10 protein-coding genes are annotated in these 17,223 nt (G+C 37.0%); all 10 read left to right on the top strand.

The window, feature by feature from the left end:
* Nucleotides 1-9: 9 nt before the first annotated feature.
* The 10 genes from LB452_RS03040 (at nucleotide 10) to LB452_RS02995 (ending at nucleotide 17,161) form a co-directional block, all read left to right on the top strand.
* Nucleotides 10-1,830 carry a cytochrome c oxidase subunit I gene (locus LB452_RS03040; RefSeq protein WP_224460247.1) on the top strand — a complete coding sequence of 607 codons (1,821 nt, stop codon included), beginning with the start codon at nucleotides 10-12 and terminating at the stop codon, nucleotides 1,828-1,830.
* A 68-nt stretch (nucleotides 1,831-1,898) separates the two neighbouring features.
* On the top strand, nucleotides 1,899-2,921 hold the full coding sequence (ruvB, locus tag LB452_RS03035; protein WP_224460246.1) for a Holliday junction branch migration DNA helicase RuvB: 1,023 nt from the start codon (nucleotides 1,899-1,901) through the stop codon (nucleotides 2,919-2,921).
* A 9-nt stretch (nucleotides 2,922-2,930) separates the two neighbouring features.
* Complete coding sequence (locus tag LB452_RS03030) at nucleotides 2,931-4,253, top strand: cytochrome P450 (protein ID WP_224460245.1); 1,323 nt, start codon at nucleotides 2,931-2,933, stop codon at nucleotides 4,251-4,253.
* A 4-nt stretch (nucleotides 4,254-4,257) separates the two neighbouring features.
* Nucleotides 4,258-5,187: a tRNA epoxyqueuosine(34) reductase QueG gene (queG, locus tag LB452_RS03025; protein ID WP_224460403.1), complete on the top strand. Its 930-nt coding sequence runs from the start codon at nucleotides 4,258-4,260 to the stop codon at nucleotides 5,185-5,187.
* 244 nt (nucleotides 5,188-5,431) lie between these two features.
* A complete protein-coding gene (locus LB452_RS03020; RefSeq protein ID WP_224460244.1) occupies nucleotides 5,432-7,714 on the top strand; it encodes an NADP-dependent malic enzyme in 2,283 nt (760 codons plus the stop codon).
* Between the two features lie 91 nt (nucleotides 7,715-7,805).
* Entirely contained in the window at nucleotides 7,806-8,387 is a 582-nt protein-coding gene (gene ruvA / locus LB452_RS03015; RefSeq protein WP_224460243.1) for a Holliday junction branch migration protein RuvA, read from the top strand.
* Between the two features lie 32 nt (nucleotides 8,388-8,419).
* Complete coding sequence (gene sov, locus LB452_RS03010) at nucleotides 8,420-15,625, top strand: T9SS outer membrane translocon Sov/SprA (RefSeq protein WP_407692603.1); 7,206 nt, start codon at nucleotides 8,420-8,422, stop codon at nucleotides 15,623-15,625.
* Between the two features lie 15 nt (nucleotides 15,626-15,640).
* Nucleotides 15,641-16,018 (top strand): glycine cleavage system protein GcvH, encoded by a 378-nt coding sequence (gene gcvH / locus LB452_RS03005; RefSeq protein ID WP_224455332.1) that lies wholly within the window; start codon nucleotides 15,641-15,643, stop codon nucleotides 16,016-16,018.
* Nucleotides 15,987-16,394: a VanZ family protein gene (locus LB452_RS03000; protein WP_224460241.1), complete on the top strand. Its 408-nt coding sequence runs from the start codon at nucleotides 15,987-15,989 to the stop codon at nucleotides 16,392-16,394. The genes gcvH and LB452_RS03000 overlap by 32 nt, the downstream gene beginning before the upstream one ends.
* 50 nt (nucleotides 16,395-16,444) lie before the next feature.
* Nucleotides 16,445-17,161 (top strand): energy transducer TonB, encoded by a 717-nt coding sequence (locus LB452_RS02995; protein WP_224460240.1) that lies wholly within the window; start codon nucleotides 16,445-16,447, stop codon nucleotides 17,159-17,161.
* Nucleotides 17,162-17,223 lie beyond the last annotated feature (62 nt).

The following is a 17,223-nucleotide window of genomic DNA, read 5'->3' as shown; positions in this document are numbered from 1 at the left end:
AGAATATATATGTCAGTAGCTGCACAACCACTTGCTAACGATCATGCACACGAGGAAGGACATCATGAGCCAACTTTCATAGAAAAGTATATCTTCAGTACCGATCATAAAATGATCGCTAAACAATATTTGATCACAGGTCTTATCATGGGTTTCATTGGTATAGCCATGTCCATGCTCATGAGGCTTCAATTAGCCTGGCCAAACGAAACGTTCTGGATCTATGAAGTTTTATTAGGTCGTTTTGGAGAAGATGGAGTCATGGATCCGAGTATCTATTTAGCTCTTTCTACAATTCATGGTACTATCATGATATTTTACGTTTTAACTGCTGGCCTTAGTGGTACATTCAGTAATTTACTTATTCCCTTACAAATTGGTGCTAGAGACATGGCCTCTGGATTCATGAATATGTTATCTTACTGGTTATTCGCCCTTTCATGCGTTGTGATCGTTTCTTCATTTTTTGTTGAAGCTGGTCCTGCATCATCCGGTTGGACTGTCTATCCTCCGCTTAGTGCTTTACCACAAGCTATTGGTGGATCTGGACTTGGTATGACCTTATGGTTGGTAGCGATTACTATATTTATCGCTTCCTCTTTGTTAGGTTCATTAAATTATATTGTTACAGTTTTAAATCTAAGAACACAGGGCATGACAATGACAAGACTCCCGCTGACAATCTGGGCGTTTTTTGTTACTGCCATCATTGGTGTTGTTTCTTTCCCGGTTTTATTAGCTGCAGGTCTATTATTGTTGATGGATAGAAGTTTTGGCACCTCATTCTTTTTAAGTGATATTTATATTCAAGGTGAGGTTTTATCCTATCAAGGAGGTTCTCCAGTATTGTATGAACACCTTTTCTGGTTTTTAGGACACCCTGAAGTTTACATCGTCCTTTTACCTGCACTTGGTATTACTTCGGAGATCATCGCGACTAACTCGAGAAAGCCAATATTTGGTTATAGAGCAATGATTGCTTCTATTCTTGCTATTGCATTCTTATCTACTGTTGTATGGGGTCACCACATGTTCGTGTCCGGTATGAATCCGTTCTTAGGTTCTGTATTTACATTTACTACATTATTGATTGCTATCCCTTCAGGAGTAAAAGCTTTCAACTATATAACCACCCTTTGGAAAGGTAACTTACAGTTGAATCCCGCCATGTTATTTTCTATAGGTCTTGTATCTACATTTGTTACAGGTGGTTTGACTGGTATTATTTTAGGAGATAGTACACTTGATATCAACGTTCACGATACTTACTTTGTAATTGCTCACTTCCACTTAGTTATGGGTATTTCAGCATTATATGGCTTATTTGCTGGTATATATCACTGGTTCCCAAAGATGTTTGGAAGAATGATGAGTAAAAATTTAGGCTATGTCCATTTTTGGATAACTGCTGTTGGTGCTTACGGTATTTTCTTCCCAATGCACTTTATAGGTATGGCAGGATTACCAAGACGTTACTATAAGTTTACTGAATTTCCATATTTTGATGATTTAGCAGACACTAATATTTTAATTTCTGTATTTGCTTTTATCACAGCTGCAGCTCAAATTTTCTTTGTGTATAATTTTATTCACTCGATATTTTATGGTAAAAAAGCAGAGCAAAATCCTTGGAAATCAAATACACTAGAATGGACTACGCCGGTGAAACATATTCACGGTAACTGGCCAGGTGAAATTCCTAAAGTGTATAGATGGTCTTACGATTACAGTAAAAGGAATAAAGAAGACACAGATTATATTATTGCAGGTCAGGACTTCGTACCACAAAACGTTCCTATCCAAGACAATGAAGAAGAGATGAATGAATAATTTATCAATATAAAATAGAAGCCTCCAAGCATTAACTCCTTGGAGGCTTTTTTATTTATCTTTGTTTTATGAATGAAAATTTAGATGCCTCCGGTGAAAACTTCACACCTCAAGATCAAGAAGTTGAAAAAGCTTTAAGACCACTCTCATTCGATGATTTTGCGGGTCAATCCCACGTACTGGAAAATTTACAGGTCTTTGTTAAAGCTGCTAATTTACGTGGTGAAGCTCTTGATCATACGCTTTTTCATGGTCCTCCCGGACTTGGCAAAACTACTTTAGCGCATATTCTTGCTAACGAATTAGAAACAGGCATTAAAATTACCTCAGGTCCGGTTATAGATAAACCTGGAGACCTCGCGGGTTTGTTGACTAATCTCGAACCCAGGGATGTATTGTTTATTGATGAAATCCACAGACTTAGTTCTGTTGTTGAAGAATATTTATATTCAGCAATGGAGGATTTCAAGATTGATATTATGATCGAATCTGGTCCAAATGCCAGAAGTGTCGAAATCAACTTAAATCCTTTTACCTTAGTTGGAGCAACTACACGATCTGGATTACTTACTGCACCCATGCGGGCAAGGTTTGGAATATCCAGTAGGCTGGAGTACTATTCGACTGAGTTACTCAGCGATATTATTTTGAGAAGTGCTTCTATTCTTGGTGTGTCTATAACCAGTGAAGCTGCTATCGAAATTGCTGGCAGAAGCAGAGGAACTCCAAGGATTGCCAATGCACTTTTAAGGAGAGTAAGAGATTTTGCCCAGATAAAAGGCAATGGCAAAATCGATATGGAAATTTCAAAATATAGTTTGAAAGCTTTAAATGTTGATGCCTTCGGTCTTGATGATATGGACAATAAAATATTACTCACCATCATCGATAAATTCAAAGGAGGCCCCGTCGGGCTTACAACTTTGGCTACAGCGGTGAGTGAAAACGCAGAGACTATAGAAGAGGTTTACGAACCTTTTCTTATTCAGAAGGGATTTATCAACAGAACTCCTCGTGGTAGAGAAGTGACAGAATCTGCCTATAAACACCTTGGAAGACTTAGAGAAAGTAACCAGGGTGGATTATTTTAATTATTATTTATGTCAGATTTAAAACAACTTCCAGAAGTTCCTTCGATTGATTTTTTCACACATGCAGGCGGAATATTGAATAATCCTCTTCCCTTTCATCAAAAAAATTTCAACAAGCTAGGGGATACATTCAGATTAAATCTCGGATTTGGAAATTCTGTGGTCTTTTCTAGAGATCCCGAGTTTGCTATATACGCACTAAGAAATAATCAAAAGAATTTTAGAAAAACAGAGATTCAAACCAAAGATCTGGCTAAATATGTAGGTCATGGTTTATTAACTTCTGAAGGAGACGAGTGGAAATTTCAGCGAAAATTGATTCAACCTGCTTTCTATAGAAAAAATCTTTATACGCTTTTAGATTTTATGGTAGAAGCCATTGATAAGGAATTAGAGAGAATTGAAGTCGATAAGACGATTGATATATTTCCAATATTTAATGATTTAGCTTTTAAAGTGGTAGTCAAAAGTCTTTTCAGTGACGCCATAAATTCAGAAGAAATAGCAAGATTACAGTTTATCACTGAAGAGACTCAGAAAATGCTAGTCAAAGAGTTGAGACAGCCTTATAAAAAATGGTGGTTTACGTTAAGTGGCCAACTTAAACGGAATTTAGGTTTAAGTCAGGATGCAAGAGATTTATTATCGGGTATTATAAAAAGAAGGAGAGATTCCAAACAAGAAGGAAAAGACCTTTTGGATATGCTAATGGGATTGAGCTATGAGGATGGTTCAAAGATGAACGAAGAACAGCTTATAGATGAAATTCTCATCCTTTTTATTGCCGGGCATGAAACTACCTCCAATGCCTTGTCTTTCACCATACAGTTGATCGGACAAAAAGATAAGGTTCAGGAAAAGTTATTTTCAGAAATTAAAGATCTCGAGGAGAAATCACTTTTTGAGGTGCTAAAAGAAAGTAAATACACCCAACATGTGATTGAAGAATCTATGCGCTTATTTCCTCCGGTTTACTTTATCGACAGGCAAAATATTGAAGACGATTCTTTTAAAGGATTTGAGATTCCAAAAAATACCACATTACTTTTTTCTGTACATCAAATACACAGGAATGCGAAAAATTGGGATAATCCTACAGATTTCAATCCAGACCGTTTTGCAAAGACGAGGAGCGTAACCGATTTTTACATTCCTTTTGGCGCCGGACCCCGTAAATGTATTGGTAATAATTTTGCTATGTACGAAATCACTCTAGCTCTTCATCAGCTTTTGAAAAAATTCAAAATCGAAGAAGTCAAACCAGAAATTGAAATCCAGCCTCTCATTAGTTTGAAGCCAAAAAATGCCTTTGTGAAATTCTCAAAACGATAAGCTTATCTCAATTAAAGATACCAACACCCAACTGATAAAAGCTGAAGCAGATCGCCTTGGGTTTTTATCTTGTGGAATTTCTAAAGCTGAATTTTTAGAAGAAGAAGCCCCACGATTGGAAAATTGGCTAAAGCAAAATGCTCATGGTGAGATGCAGTATATGGAAAACCATTTCGACAAACGTTTAGATCCTACTAAACTTGTCGAAGGTTCTAAAAGCGTGATTTCTTTACTTTATAATTATTTCCCAGAAGAAACTCAAAGAGACGACACCTACAAAGTGAGCAAATATGCTTATGGGAGAGATTACCATCACGTTATAAAATCTAAGCTGAAGGAGTTCATGTTCACCCTTCAGGAGGAAATTGGAGAAATAGGTGGCAGAGCTTTTGTTGATTCTGCGCCTGTTTTGGAAAAAGCATGGGCCGCCAAAAGTGGTCTAGGCTGGGTTGGCAAACATTCCAATTTACTCTCAAAACAAACTGGTTCGTTTTATTTCATTGCCGAATTGATTCTTGATATTGACTTAGAGTACGATACTCCAGTGACCGATCATTGTGGATCATGCACCAAATGTATTGATGCCTGTCCCACAGATGCGATTTATGAGCCCTACAAAGTGGATGGGAGCAAATGCATTTCTTACTTCACCATTGAATTGAAGAATGAAATTCCTAACGGCTTCCAAGATAAATTTGAAGACTGGATGTTTGGTTGTGATATTTGCCAGGACGTGTGTCCCTGGAATCGTTTCAGTAAACCTCATAATGAACCGCTTTTCAATCCTCACCCAGATTTACTGTCTAATGATAAGAAGGAGTGGGAAGAAATCACCAAGGAGGTGTTTAATGAAATCTTTAGAAAATCTGCCGTTAAGCGAACAAAATTTGAAGGCTTAAAGAGAAATATCAGTTATATAAAGTCAAGTAGTTAGCTAATATTTTTAAGTGATTCTGATTAAAAGTCAATCCAAATAGACATTTTTTCAATTGTAAAAGGTTCATTCTATCCCTGTTAAGTTCCATTTTAAAGTCAACATTCTTAGCACATCAATCTGTTAACTCTTAAGTTTCGATCCTAATATTGGTAAGGATTTCTTTCAGAATTAGACTTAAGACGTACCTTTGTTTTTTAATATATGTTGAAGTTGAATCGAACTCAACAAGAGTAAGAAACCTATGAGTACATCAAGAAAACGAAGAGAAGCTTTAGTCTATCACGCTAAACCAAGACCAGGTAAAATAGAAGTCGTGCCTACCAAGAAACACGCATCTCAAAGAGATTTGGGGCTAGCCTACTCTCCTGGAGTAGCCGAGCCTTGTAAGGAGATAGAAAAGGATGTTCAAAATGCTTATAAATACACCAATAAAGGAAATCTGGTAGCGGTGATATCCAACGGGACAGCCGTTCTAGGACTCGGTGATATAGGAGCTGAAGCCTCCAAGCCAGTAATGGAAGGTAAAGCCTTACTGTTCAAAATATTTGCTGATATCGATGTGTTTGATATTGAAGTCGATACCAAAAACATAGATGCTTTTATTGAAACAGTAAAAAATATCGCACCAACTTTTGGAGGTATCAACTTAGAGGATATCAAAGCTCCGGAAGCTTTTGAAATCGAAGAACGACTCAAAGCAGAATTGCCTATCCCTGTGATGCACGACGATCAGCACGGAACAGCTATTATTTCTGCCGCGGCACTTTTGAATGCATTAGAGCTAGCAGACAAGAAAATCGATGAAGTTAAGATTGTTGTATCTGGAGCAGGTTCTGCTGCTATTGCTTGCACAAAACTTTATGTCTTGCTTGGGGTTAAAAAAGAAAATATCCTGATGTTTGATAGCCAGGGGATAATTGATAAAAGCAGAGATGACTTATCTACTAAGCAGATAGAGTTTGCAACAACAAGAAAAATAAAAGATTTAGACGAGGCTATTGAAAATGCAGATGTGTTTTTAGGGCTTTCGGTGGGTGGAGTTTTAAAGGCAGAAATGCTTAAAAAAATGGCACCAAATCCTATTGTCTTTGCTATGGCCAATCCAGATCCGGAAATCGATTATGATTTGGCTTTAGAAACAAGAAAAGATGTGATCATGGCAACGGGGAGGACAGATTTTCCAAATCAGGTCAATAATGTTCTTGGATTTCCATATATATTCAGAGGAGCCTTGGATGTTCGCGCAACACAAATCAACGAAGAGATGAAAATGGCTGCTGTCAAAGCGCTGGCTAGACTTGCTAAAGAACCGGTACCAGAGCAAGTGAATATTGCTTATGCTGAAACACGCCTCAACTTTGGAAGAGATTATATCATACCGAAACCTTTTGATCCCAGACTTATTGCTGAAGTACCACCTGCCGTTGCCAAAGCAGCTATGGATTCTGGTGTAGCTCAGACTCCAATTGAGGATTGGGAAGCTTACAAAGAAGACCTTCTGGAACGCATGGGAAGTGAGGATAAGATAACAAGACTTCTAATTAACCGAGCAAAACAAGACCCTAAACGTATCGTTTATGCAGAAGCTGATCATCTGGATGTTTTAAAGGCCGCTCAACAGGTTTATGATGAAAAAATCGCGACACCTATACTTCTTGGCAGGAGAGATGTGATTCTTGAATTGATGAGGGAAATTGAATTTGAAGGAGAGGATATTATCATTATAGACCCTAAATCTGATGAAGAGCAAAAACAGAGACATGAATATGCGGAAGCTCTTTGGAAGAAAAGAAGTAGGAAGGGTGTCACACTATATGATGCTAAAAAATTGATAAGAGAGCGAAACTATTTTGCAGCAATGATGGTGGAGAACGGAGATGCAGATGCAATGTTATCTGGATATTCTAGAGCTTATCCTGCAGTTTTAAAGCCTATTTTAGAATTAATTGGAAAAGAAAAAGGAGTTACCAATGTAGCAGCCACCAACTTAATGAACTCCAAAAGGGGGCCTATCTTTATAAGTGACACTTCTATCAACATAAATCCAGATTCTACAGTTTTGGCTAAAATTGCTCAGATGACAGCCAAAACTGTAAAGATGTTTGGAATAGACCCTGTTATCGCTATGGCTTCGTATTCCAATTTTGGATCATCCAGCAATCCGAATGCATCAAAGGTGAAAGAAGCAGTAGAATATTTACACAAAAATTATCCGGAAATTGCAGTTGATGGGGAGTTGCAAATTGATTTCGCTCTCAATAAGAAAATGAGAATGGATAAGTTTCCTTTTTCTAAACTTAATGGAAAAAAGGTCAACACATTAATTTATCCGAATCTTGATTCTGCTAACAGTACTTACAAGTTAATGAAAGAACTTAATAGTGCAGGCTCAATAGGTCCAATTTTGATGGGACTTAATAAACCAGCTCATGTTTTTCAATTGGGGGCGAGTGTAGATGAGATGGTAAACATGTCTGCCGTTGCAGTTGTAGATGCTCAGCAAAAAAGCAAGCGCAAGGCTTAGTAGATCCTGTTATTCGGAGGCTTATAAAAGGTAAAGACCTTGAGGTTCTAAACTTAATTTTGTTACATTTGATTCCTAAAATTAAGTTAAGATGATAACTCAGCTTCGAGGTAAACTTTTAGAAAAAAACCCAACACATATAGTTGTAGATTGTAATGGGATAGGGTATGAGGTGAATATTTCACTTCATACCTTTTCTCGTTTAAGGGATGAAGAATCAATCACAATATTCACCCATCTTCAGGTTAAAGAGGATTCCCACACTTTATATGGATTTATGGATAAGGCAGAACGTCTGGTATTTAGGCAACTACTATCTGTGTCTGGTATTGGAGCGAGTACAGCTAGAATAATGCTGTCTTCTCTCACTCCGGAACAGGTGATTGAGGCGATTACGAGTGAAGACACAGATACCATACAAAGTGTAAAAGGTATTGGTAAGAAAACTGCCCAACGTGTTATTTTAGACTTAAAAGATAAATTTAAAAGTACAGAAGCGCTTACAGAAATTGTTAGCTCCCCAAGTCATGCCAATAAAGAAGAAGCCTTATCAGCTTTAGAAACCCTGGGTTACACAAGGAAGCAATCTGGAAAAATTATTACCAAAATTTGTAATAATAATCCAAATGCCAGCGTTGAAGAGATAATCAAACTCGCCTTAAAAAATCTATAAAGCATTTGAAGATTACTCATCGACTCATCAACATAATTTCTTGCCCTGTATTTTTACTTGTTGCAGTCATATTATTTGCATCTGATGTTTATGCTCAGGATGAGCAGGATTCTATTCCCAAAGGCCCTTCTTTTGGCAATATATCTATGCCAAACCCATCAAGTATAGTTTCTAAATATGAGTATGATCCTGTTTTAGATCGGTACATCTACACAGAAAAAATAGGATCTGTAAATACCAAATATCCACTTGTTCTCACACCAGAAGAATTTGAAGCTCTTGTACTTGAAGAGCAAATGAAGGCTTACTTCAAACAAAAATCAGATGCTGCATCAGGAAAAGGCGATGAAGAGAATCAAAAGAATTTGATTCCTATTTTTTACGTGAACAATTCTTTTTTTCAGTCAGTATTTGGAGGAAATGAAATCGATGTACAACCCAGGGGGTCTGTTGCTGTAGACATGGGTATTCTATATGGTAAACAGGATAATCCCTCGTTATCTCCAAGAAATCAAAGCAATCTCACTTTTGATTTTGATCAACGTATCAGCATGAGTTTACAGGCTTCTGTTGGGACACGTCTACAAGTTAATGCTGAATATGATACGGAATCAACTTTTGATTTTCAGAATCAAATCAAATTGGATTACACACCTTCTGAAGACGATATCATCCAAAAGATTGAAGTAGGTAATGTACAAATGCCCTTAAATAGTACGCTCATACAGGGCTCACAGAGCTTATTTGGTGTTAAGACACAACTTCAATTCGGAAAGACTACAATAACAGGAGTGTTTTCAGAATTAAATTCAGAAAGACAAAGTGTAAATATACAAGGTGGAGCGACAGTGCGAGAGTTTGATAAATTTGCTTTGGATTATGATGAAAACAGGCACTTCTTTCTTGCTCATTTTTTTAGAGACGAATATGATCGGGCTTTAGAAAACTATCCCTTCATCAACAGCAGGATACAGATCACAAGACTCCAGGTTTGGGTCACCAATCGGACAAATAATTCGGCAACGACATCCAATGCAAGGAATATTATTGCTTTACAAGATCTTGGTGAAAGTGAACCTGAAAATCTAGGGTTATTACAAGATGACAATACAGGTAGCCCAATACCATCTCCAGTCCCTAATTTTATATTGAACCCCAACGGGAGGCCTAATAATGCTAATAACTTGTTCAATCCCAGCGCTCTTGGCACTGGGCAGTCTGTATTGACAAATCAGATAAGAGACTTAGCCTCTATACAAGAGGGCTTCGGTTCTGCGCAGTCTTCTGTTTCTGAAGGTCGTGATTATGCAATTTTAGAAAATGCAAGAGAGCTGCAGCCCAATGAATATTACTTAAACACTCAGCTAGGATATATTTCTTTGAATCAACGTCTTAACAATGACGAGGTTTTAGGAGTTGCTTTTGAATATACCACAACTGACGGGCGGGTATTTCGCGTTGGAGAATTTGGAAACGGAGGACGTTCAGGAACAGAAACTCAGGAAAACCCGGAACAACAGGATGAACAAATTGCGCTTAATCAAAACTTAATAGTAAAACTTCTTAAAAGTCCAGTCACCTTTGTGCAGGAGCCAATTTGGGATCTGATGATGAAAAACTTCTACAGTCTAGGGGCTTCCGGACTCGAGCAGGACGGATTTAGATTCAATGTTTTATATGCAGATCCACAGCCTGTCAACTTCATTACCGAAGCGCCAGGAAGCACGACCCCTCTTCCAGATGATGTAAGTGAGACTAATCTTTTGCAGGTTTTAGATCTTGATAATTTAAATTTTAATAATGACCCAGTGAATGGTGGCGACGGCTTTTTTGACTTTGTGCCCAATATCACTATTGATCCCCAAAACGGAATTTTAAAGTTTACTAAAGTAGAGCCTTTTGGCGAGCACCTCTTTAACAAATTGGATTTGAATCCAAACGCTGGTTCTGAAAATTACGATGATCCTCAGACTTATAACGAAAACCAATCCAAGTATGTTTTCAGAAGTCTTTATGCTACTACCAAAATACAGGCTCAGCAAGAAGGAGCTGAGAAAAATAAATTCAAATTATCTGGACGCTATAAAGCTTCTAATACGGGTGGAATCCCTATTGGCGCCTTCAACGTTCCCAGGGGCTCAGTGACTGTTTCCGCAGGAGGCAGAATACTTCAGGAAGGAATAGATTATACGGTAGATTATGAGTTGGGAAGGGTAAATATCCTCGATGATGCCTTACTAGCTTCGGATACTCCAATTAAGGTGTCTACAGAAAATAATGCTTTATTTGGAAGACAAACCAAGCGATTTACAGGAATTGATGTTCAGCATAGATTCAGTGAAGAATTACTGATAGGCGGAACATTTTTAAATTTAAACGAAAGGCCAATAACCCAAAAAGCAGATTACGGGACCGAACCTGTGAATAATAGTATTTACGGAGTTAATTTCAATTACAATACTACAGTTCCATTCTTCACCAGAATGGTGAATAAACTACCAAATATTGATACAGATGTAGAATCGAATTTTTCTCTTAGAGGAGAATTTGCTTATTTATTGCCTGGAAGCCCAAATGCAAGTGACTTTGAAGGAGATGCTACAAGTTATGTAGACGATTTTGAAGGTTCTCAAACGTCTATCTCTGTTATAGATCCTCAAGCTTGGAAGTTGTCAAGCGCTCCTGTAGGTTACAGAGGACCAAATGATGCGAACGGTACTTACGATGCCAACAATGATATAAGCACAAATGATTTTAGAGCCAAGCTCAATTGGTATACTATAGACCCCATTTTTTATAGCTTTCAAAGACCAGGAGATGTAACAGACGAGGATCTTTCACAGTACTACTCAAGACGAATTCTCGTGAATGAAATATTTCCCAATATTGATATCGTACCTGGACAAATTCAAACCTTATTTCCATTGGATTTGGTGTACAGGCCCAGTGAAAGAGGAATGTATAACTACAATTCGGCAGCCACTAGCGATAATACACTTCCCAACCCAAATCAAAATTTTGGGGGTATAATGAGAGGTTTGCAAACCACAGATTTTGAACAATCCAATGTAGAGTATGTGGAATTTTGGGTGATGGATCCTTTCATTTATCCTGAAAACGCTACAAATACTGGAGGAAAAGTAGTGCTCAACTTTGGAAGTATATCTGAAGATATTTTGAAAGATGGAAGAAAGCAATTTGAAAATGGCTTACCAGAAGATGGCGGAAGCTCCAATACTTTATCGACTAATTACGCTAAAGTACCAAGCAATCAATCCCTGGTCTATGCTTTTGATACGAATGGGCAAGAAAGAATAAATCAAGACGTCGGTTTCGACGGTTTGAATAATCAAGATGAAGCCGTAAAGTTTCCCGAATTTTCAAATTTCGAAGACCCTTCCAATGACGATTACCAGTATTATTTGGATAGAAACGGAGATATTCTGAATCGGTACAGAAATTTTAATGGAACTGAAGGTAACAATCCTGTGGAGGTCACAGAAAATAATCGTGGTAATTCTGCTTTCCCGGATGTTGAAGATGTAAATATGGACAACACCATGAATACGATTGATAGTTACTTTGAGTATGAAGTTCCTGTTTTTCCAAACATGAGTGTAGAAAATAATACAAGTTCCAGACAAGGGATAAATTCAGATTACATTACAGATGTTCAGGAAGTGATTACGACGCTTCAGAATGGACAAGAAATAGAAGCAAGATGGGTTCAGTTTAGAGTTCCTTTGAGAACTAGTGAAGAATTTGCTATCGGGGGAATAAGTGACCTCAGATCTATAAGGTTCATGAGAATGTTCATGACAGACTTCAGTCAGGAAACCATTCTTAGGTTTGGAACATTGGAGTTGGTTAGAGGTGATTATTTTACTTACGACCTACCCATTTTACCATACGGGTCGAATCCAACTACTGGAAATACTCAGTTCAACTCTGAAGCAGTTAGCGAAGAAATTACTTCAAATTATGTGACTCCACCTGGAGTCATCAGGGAAGAATTGGTGAATAATAACGTGGCCATTAGAGAAGATGAAAAATCATTGGCTTTAAGAGTGAGCAACTTACAGTCTGAAGATTCTAGAGGTGTTTTCAAAAATTATCAAATAGACATGCGTCAATACGAACGCTTAGAAATGTATCTGCATGCACAATCATTGGCACCACCAAACACACAGCTTCAAGACGACCAGCTTACGGCGTTTATAAGAATGGGTATTGATTTCACAAATAACTATTATCAAATTGAAATTCCTTTGAAAGTTTCGGACCCACAAGACTTCACACCTAGAGGAGTTTGGCCCTTAGAAAATGATTTGAATTTATCTTTAGATTTGCTTCAAAAGATTAAAGCTAAAACGCTCAATGATAACCTTGAACTTAAATATTTCGATGAATCTGGAAAAGAAATTATTGATCCAAACACAACAGACGGTTTTAAAGTAGGAATCATTGGTAATCCTAGTTTTGGAAACATACGAGTCATGATGCTAGGCTTAAAGAATTCTAGTGGTCAAAATGTCTCTGGTGAAGTTTGGTTTAATGAGTTGAGGCTGTCGGGATTGAAAAATGAGGGAGGTTGGGCTGCAGTTTTAAATCTTGACACCAATTTTGCAGATTTCGCAAATGTGTCCGCAAGTGGGAGAATGTCTACCATTGGTTTTGGAGCTATTGAGCAAGGTCCAAACCAAAGGAGCAGAGAAGATATACAACAATATGATGTGGTAACTGGACTTAATTTAGGTCAAGTCTTGCCTCAACAGTGGGGCGTAAAAATCCCACTTAATTACAATAGAGGAGAAGAACTCATCACTCCACAATTTGACCCTGTATATGGTGATCTTGAACTTGAAACCCTCTTAAATAACACTACTGATGAGGATCAAAGAGCAGAATTTCAAGAACAGGCAGAAACTTATACCAGAAGGCAGGGAATAAGTGTGATTGGTCTTAGAAAAGACAGGACCAATGATGATAAAACACCAATGCCGTATGATATCGAGAATTTCACTTTATCTGCAAGTTATAATCAAACAGATTACAGAGATTTCGAAATAAGACAATCTCTGGATCAAAATGTAGATGCCGCACTTACCTATGGTTTTAATTTCCAGCCATTGGAAGTTAAACCTTTGGAAAATATTGGTCTTTTTGAAAGTCCGTATTTTGCAATTTTTAAAGATTTTAACGTCAACCTTTTGCCCAATAGTATTACTGCAGGAGCAAATGTGAATAGACAATACAATGAGTTGAGGTATAGAGAATTTAATTTGCCTCCAGGAAGCCTTGGAACTCCGAAGTTATTCCAAAGGAATTACTTTTTTGACTGGGAATACGCTATAGATTATAGCCTGACCAAAGCTCTTAATTTCAATTTTAATGCCTCTACTAATAGGATTGTAAGGAATTACATAGACGAAAATAATGTCCAGGACAACAGTATTGGTATTTTCGATGATTTCTTTGATGTAGGAATACCAAACAGGCACTATCAACAGCTTCAGCTTAACTATACCTTACCTTTTAATAAAATTCCTTTTTTAAAATTTGTTCAGACACAATATTCTTACACGGGTGATTTTCTATGGACTAAAGGGTCAGAAATTTTACGTGGGCTAGAAGGAATACCAGACCTAGGTAACTCTGTTCAAAATTCGGCGAGTCATCAAATCAATTCAAACCTAAATATGTCTAGCCTTTACTCTTACCTGGGATTGACAAAAAAGAGAGCTCAAAATCCGGCAGAGATCAAAAGGAATGTAAGAAGACGTCGACCTGGACAAGGACTGCAAGAAAATCAAGGAGGAAATCAAAATAATTCTACATCAAATTCGGACACAGAATTAAGCGTTGGTGATAAAGCAGTGAATACACTTATCGGAATTGTGACCGCTTTGGATAGAGTACAAATTAATTATTCTGACACAAAAGGTATTTTCTTGCCAGGCTATACCAATGATGTTGGTTTTGGTGGAACTTTGAAACCTACTGCTGGTTTTACTTTTGGGAGCCAGAACGACGTAAGGCGAGAAGCAGCAAGAAGAGGATGGCTTACCATGTATCAGGATTTCAATGAGCAATACACTAGGACAGATAATCAACAGCTGGATATCCAGGCAGGATTGAAACTTTTACCAGGACTTACTGTTGACTTAATCGCCAATAGATTGTATTCTGATACCTATACTGAGAATTTCAGGGTAGATCCGGAAACGATGGAATACAATTCCATCATTCCGAACACATTTGGGAACTTCAGTATTTCTACCAACATGATACGCACTTCGTTCAGCACGAGTACAAGAGATGTTTCCGAGAATTTTGAACAGTTTAGAGAAAATCGATTTATAGTTGCCAATAGATTAGCAGAACAAGCAGGAATCAATCTTAATGATCCTAATAATATAGATGAAAATGGTTTTCCAGTTGGGTTTGGAAGAACTAGCCAGGCTGTACTGCTGCCGTCTTTCTTATCGGCTTATACAGGATCAAGTCCAGAAAGTGAAGACCTGGGAATACTCAGAGATATACCAATACCAGGATGGAATTTGAAATACACAGGATTTATGAGACTGACCTGGTTCAGAGAAAACTTCAATCGTTTCTCGATTCAACATGGCTACAGATCCACTTATACAATCAATCAGTTTCAATCTAACCTAGAATTCAACAGAAGAGATCCCTTCGGAAATTTCAATTTAGATGAAAATGGCAACTTTAGACCAGAGTTATTTGTTTCCAATGTCAACCTTATAGAAGAGTTCAGTCCTCTAGTTAAGTTTGATTTTGAAATGAAAAACTCTATAAGTGTGATTGCTGAAGTAAGAAGAGACCGGGCTCTGTCTCTAAGCTTCAATAATAATTTGCTTACAGAAATGCAGGGAGATGAGTATATCGTGGGGTTGGGATACAGGATAAAAGACCTAACAGTTGTGACTCAATTTGAAGGAAATAGGAGAGTGTTGAGTAGCGATTTGAACATAAAAGCGGACCTTTCTTTGAGAAGAAATGAAACCATTATAAGAAATTTAGATGTGCTGAGTAATCGAGTAACTTCAGGACAGGACATCTGGTCAATAAATTTTGTAGCAGATTATGCATTTACTAAGAATTTAACCGCATTATTTTTCTACGATCACGTATTTTCGCAAAATGCAATTTCAACGATATTTCCTCAAACAACGATTAGAACAGGAGTTACGTTGAGATATAACTTTGGAAATTAAATAAATAACTAACGAATGAACACACCAGACAATTTAAAGTACACGAAAGATCACGAATGGATCGAGATTAACGGAGACACAGCAACTATTGGTATTACTGATTTTGCTCAAAGTGAACTTGGAGACATAGTATATGTAGAAGTGGAAACCGTTGGAGAAACCTTAGATAAAGATGAAGTTTTTGGTACTGTAGAAGCAGTAAAAACAGTTTCTGATCTTTATTTACCGCTGAGTGGCGAAATTTTAGAATTCAATGAAGAACTAGAAGATGAGCCAGAAATGGTAAATGAGGAGCCTTACCAAAAAGGATGGATGATCAAAATGAAAATAGCAAATCAAGACGAGATCAAAGAGTTGATGGATGCAGAAACTTATAAGTCTCATATTGAGTAGTAAATTGCTTCTAGTATTTGCAATTTTATGTACACTTCTAATATTTTATTTGTCTTTATCAGATATTAGTAGCTTACCAAAACTAGAGGTTCAATATGAAGATAAGCTTTATCATCTTATTGCTTATTTCTTTCTTAACACTGTTTGGCTCTTAGCTATAGTCCCTTACTCATCAAAACCTTTTAAAAAAAATGTTTTGATTTCTTTAGGAATTATTAGTTTTGGTATTGTTATTGAGATTTTACAAGAAGTAACAACAGATTATAGAGTTTTTGATGTTTATGACATCATAGCAAACAGCTTAGGAGTTATAATAAGTTATTTTACATTTCAATTGTTCAAAAAAAAGATTTTTGAAAATATAAATTCAAATTGAAAGTAAATTTCATTTTTTTTATACTTTAGTAAACTATTTAAAATAATAATATGGAACCAAAAAAGAATCCGAAGAAAGATCTTTCCAGAAAAAGTCTTCTTTTTTTTCAAATTGGACTTGTGGTTGTCTTAGCAATTACGTTGACAATGATCGAATGGAAGACCTATGATAGAGATGCTATCGATACTGGTGTTGTAGATCTTGACATGTTAGATGAGGAAGATGTGCCAATTACTGAAATACAAAAAACTCCACCACCACCACCACCACCGCCACCAGCACCAGAAGTAATTGAGGTTGTTGAAGATGATGAGGAAGTGGAAGAAGTCGTTATTGAGTCTACTGAGACTGACCAGAATGAAGTGGTTGAAGTTGAAGAAGTAGAGGAAGTTGAGGAAGAAATAGGTGATGTTCCTTTTGCTGTTATTGAAAGTGTGCCAATTTTTCCAGGTTGTGAAGGCTTAAATAACAATGAAGAGCGTAAGCAATGCATGAGCAAAAAGATAAGTCAATTTGTAAATAAAAACTTTGATACTGGTCTTGCTGCCGATCTTGGATTAAGCGGTATCAATAGAGTTTACGTTCAATTTAAAATTGATAAAAACGGAAATATTACAAATGTTGCAGCTAGAGCTCCTCACCCAAGATTACAATCTGAAGGTGAAAGAGTCATAAAAAAATTACCCAAAATGAAGCCTGGCCAGCAAAGAGGTCAAAATGTAGGGGTACTTTATTCCCTTCCTATTACTTTTCAAGTCCAGGACTAATTTTTTATAATTTCATAATACCTAAATCCCGAATATTGCATTCGGGATTTTTTTATTCCTAT

The sequence above is a fragment of the Psychroflexus longus genome (assembly GCF_020164595.1).
Classification (GTDB): Bacteria; Bacteroidota; Bacteroidia; order Flavobacteriales; family Flavobacteriaceae; genus Psychroflexus; species Psychroflexus longus.
This window is presented reverse-complemented; position numbering and strand designations above follow the sequence as displayed.

Coding starts and splice junctions, on each gene's coding strand:
- LB452_RS03020 (WP_224460244.1), top strand. CDS start 5,432: ATGAGTACATCAAGAAAACGAAGAGAAGCTTTAGTCTATCACGCTAAA.
- LB452_RS03000 (WP_224460241.1), top strand. CDS start 15,987: ATGCAGAAACTTATAAGTCTCATATTGAGTAGTAAATTGCTTCTAGTA.
- LB452_RS02995 (WP_224460240.1), top strand. CDS start 16,445: ATGGAACCAAAAAAGAATCCGAAGAAAGATCTTTCCAGAAAAAGTCTT.
- gcvH (WP_224455332.1), top strand. CDS start 15,641: ATGAACACACCAGACAATTTAAAGTACACGAAAGATCACGAATGGATC.
- LB452_RS03030 (WP_224460245.1), top strand. CDS start 2,931: ATGTCAGATTTAAAACAACTTCCAGAAGTTCCTTCGATTGATTTTTTC.
- LB452_RS03040 (WP_224460247.1), top strand. CDS start 10: ATGTCAGTAGCTGCACAACCACTTGCTAACGATCATGCACACGAGGAA.
- ruvA (WP_224460243.1), top strand. CDS start 7,806: ATGATAACTCAGCTTCGAGGTAAACTTTTAGAAAAAAACCCAACACAT.
- ruvB (WP_224460246.1), top strand. CDS start 1,899: ATGAATGAAAATTTAGATGCCTCCGGTGAAAACTTCACACCTCAAGAT.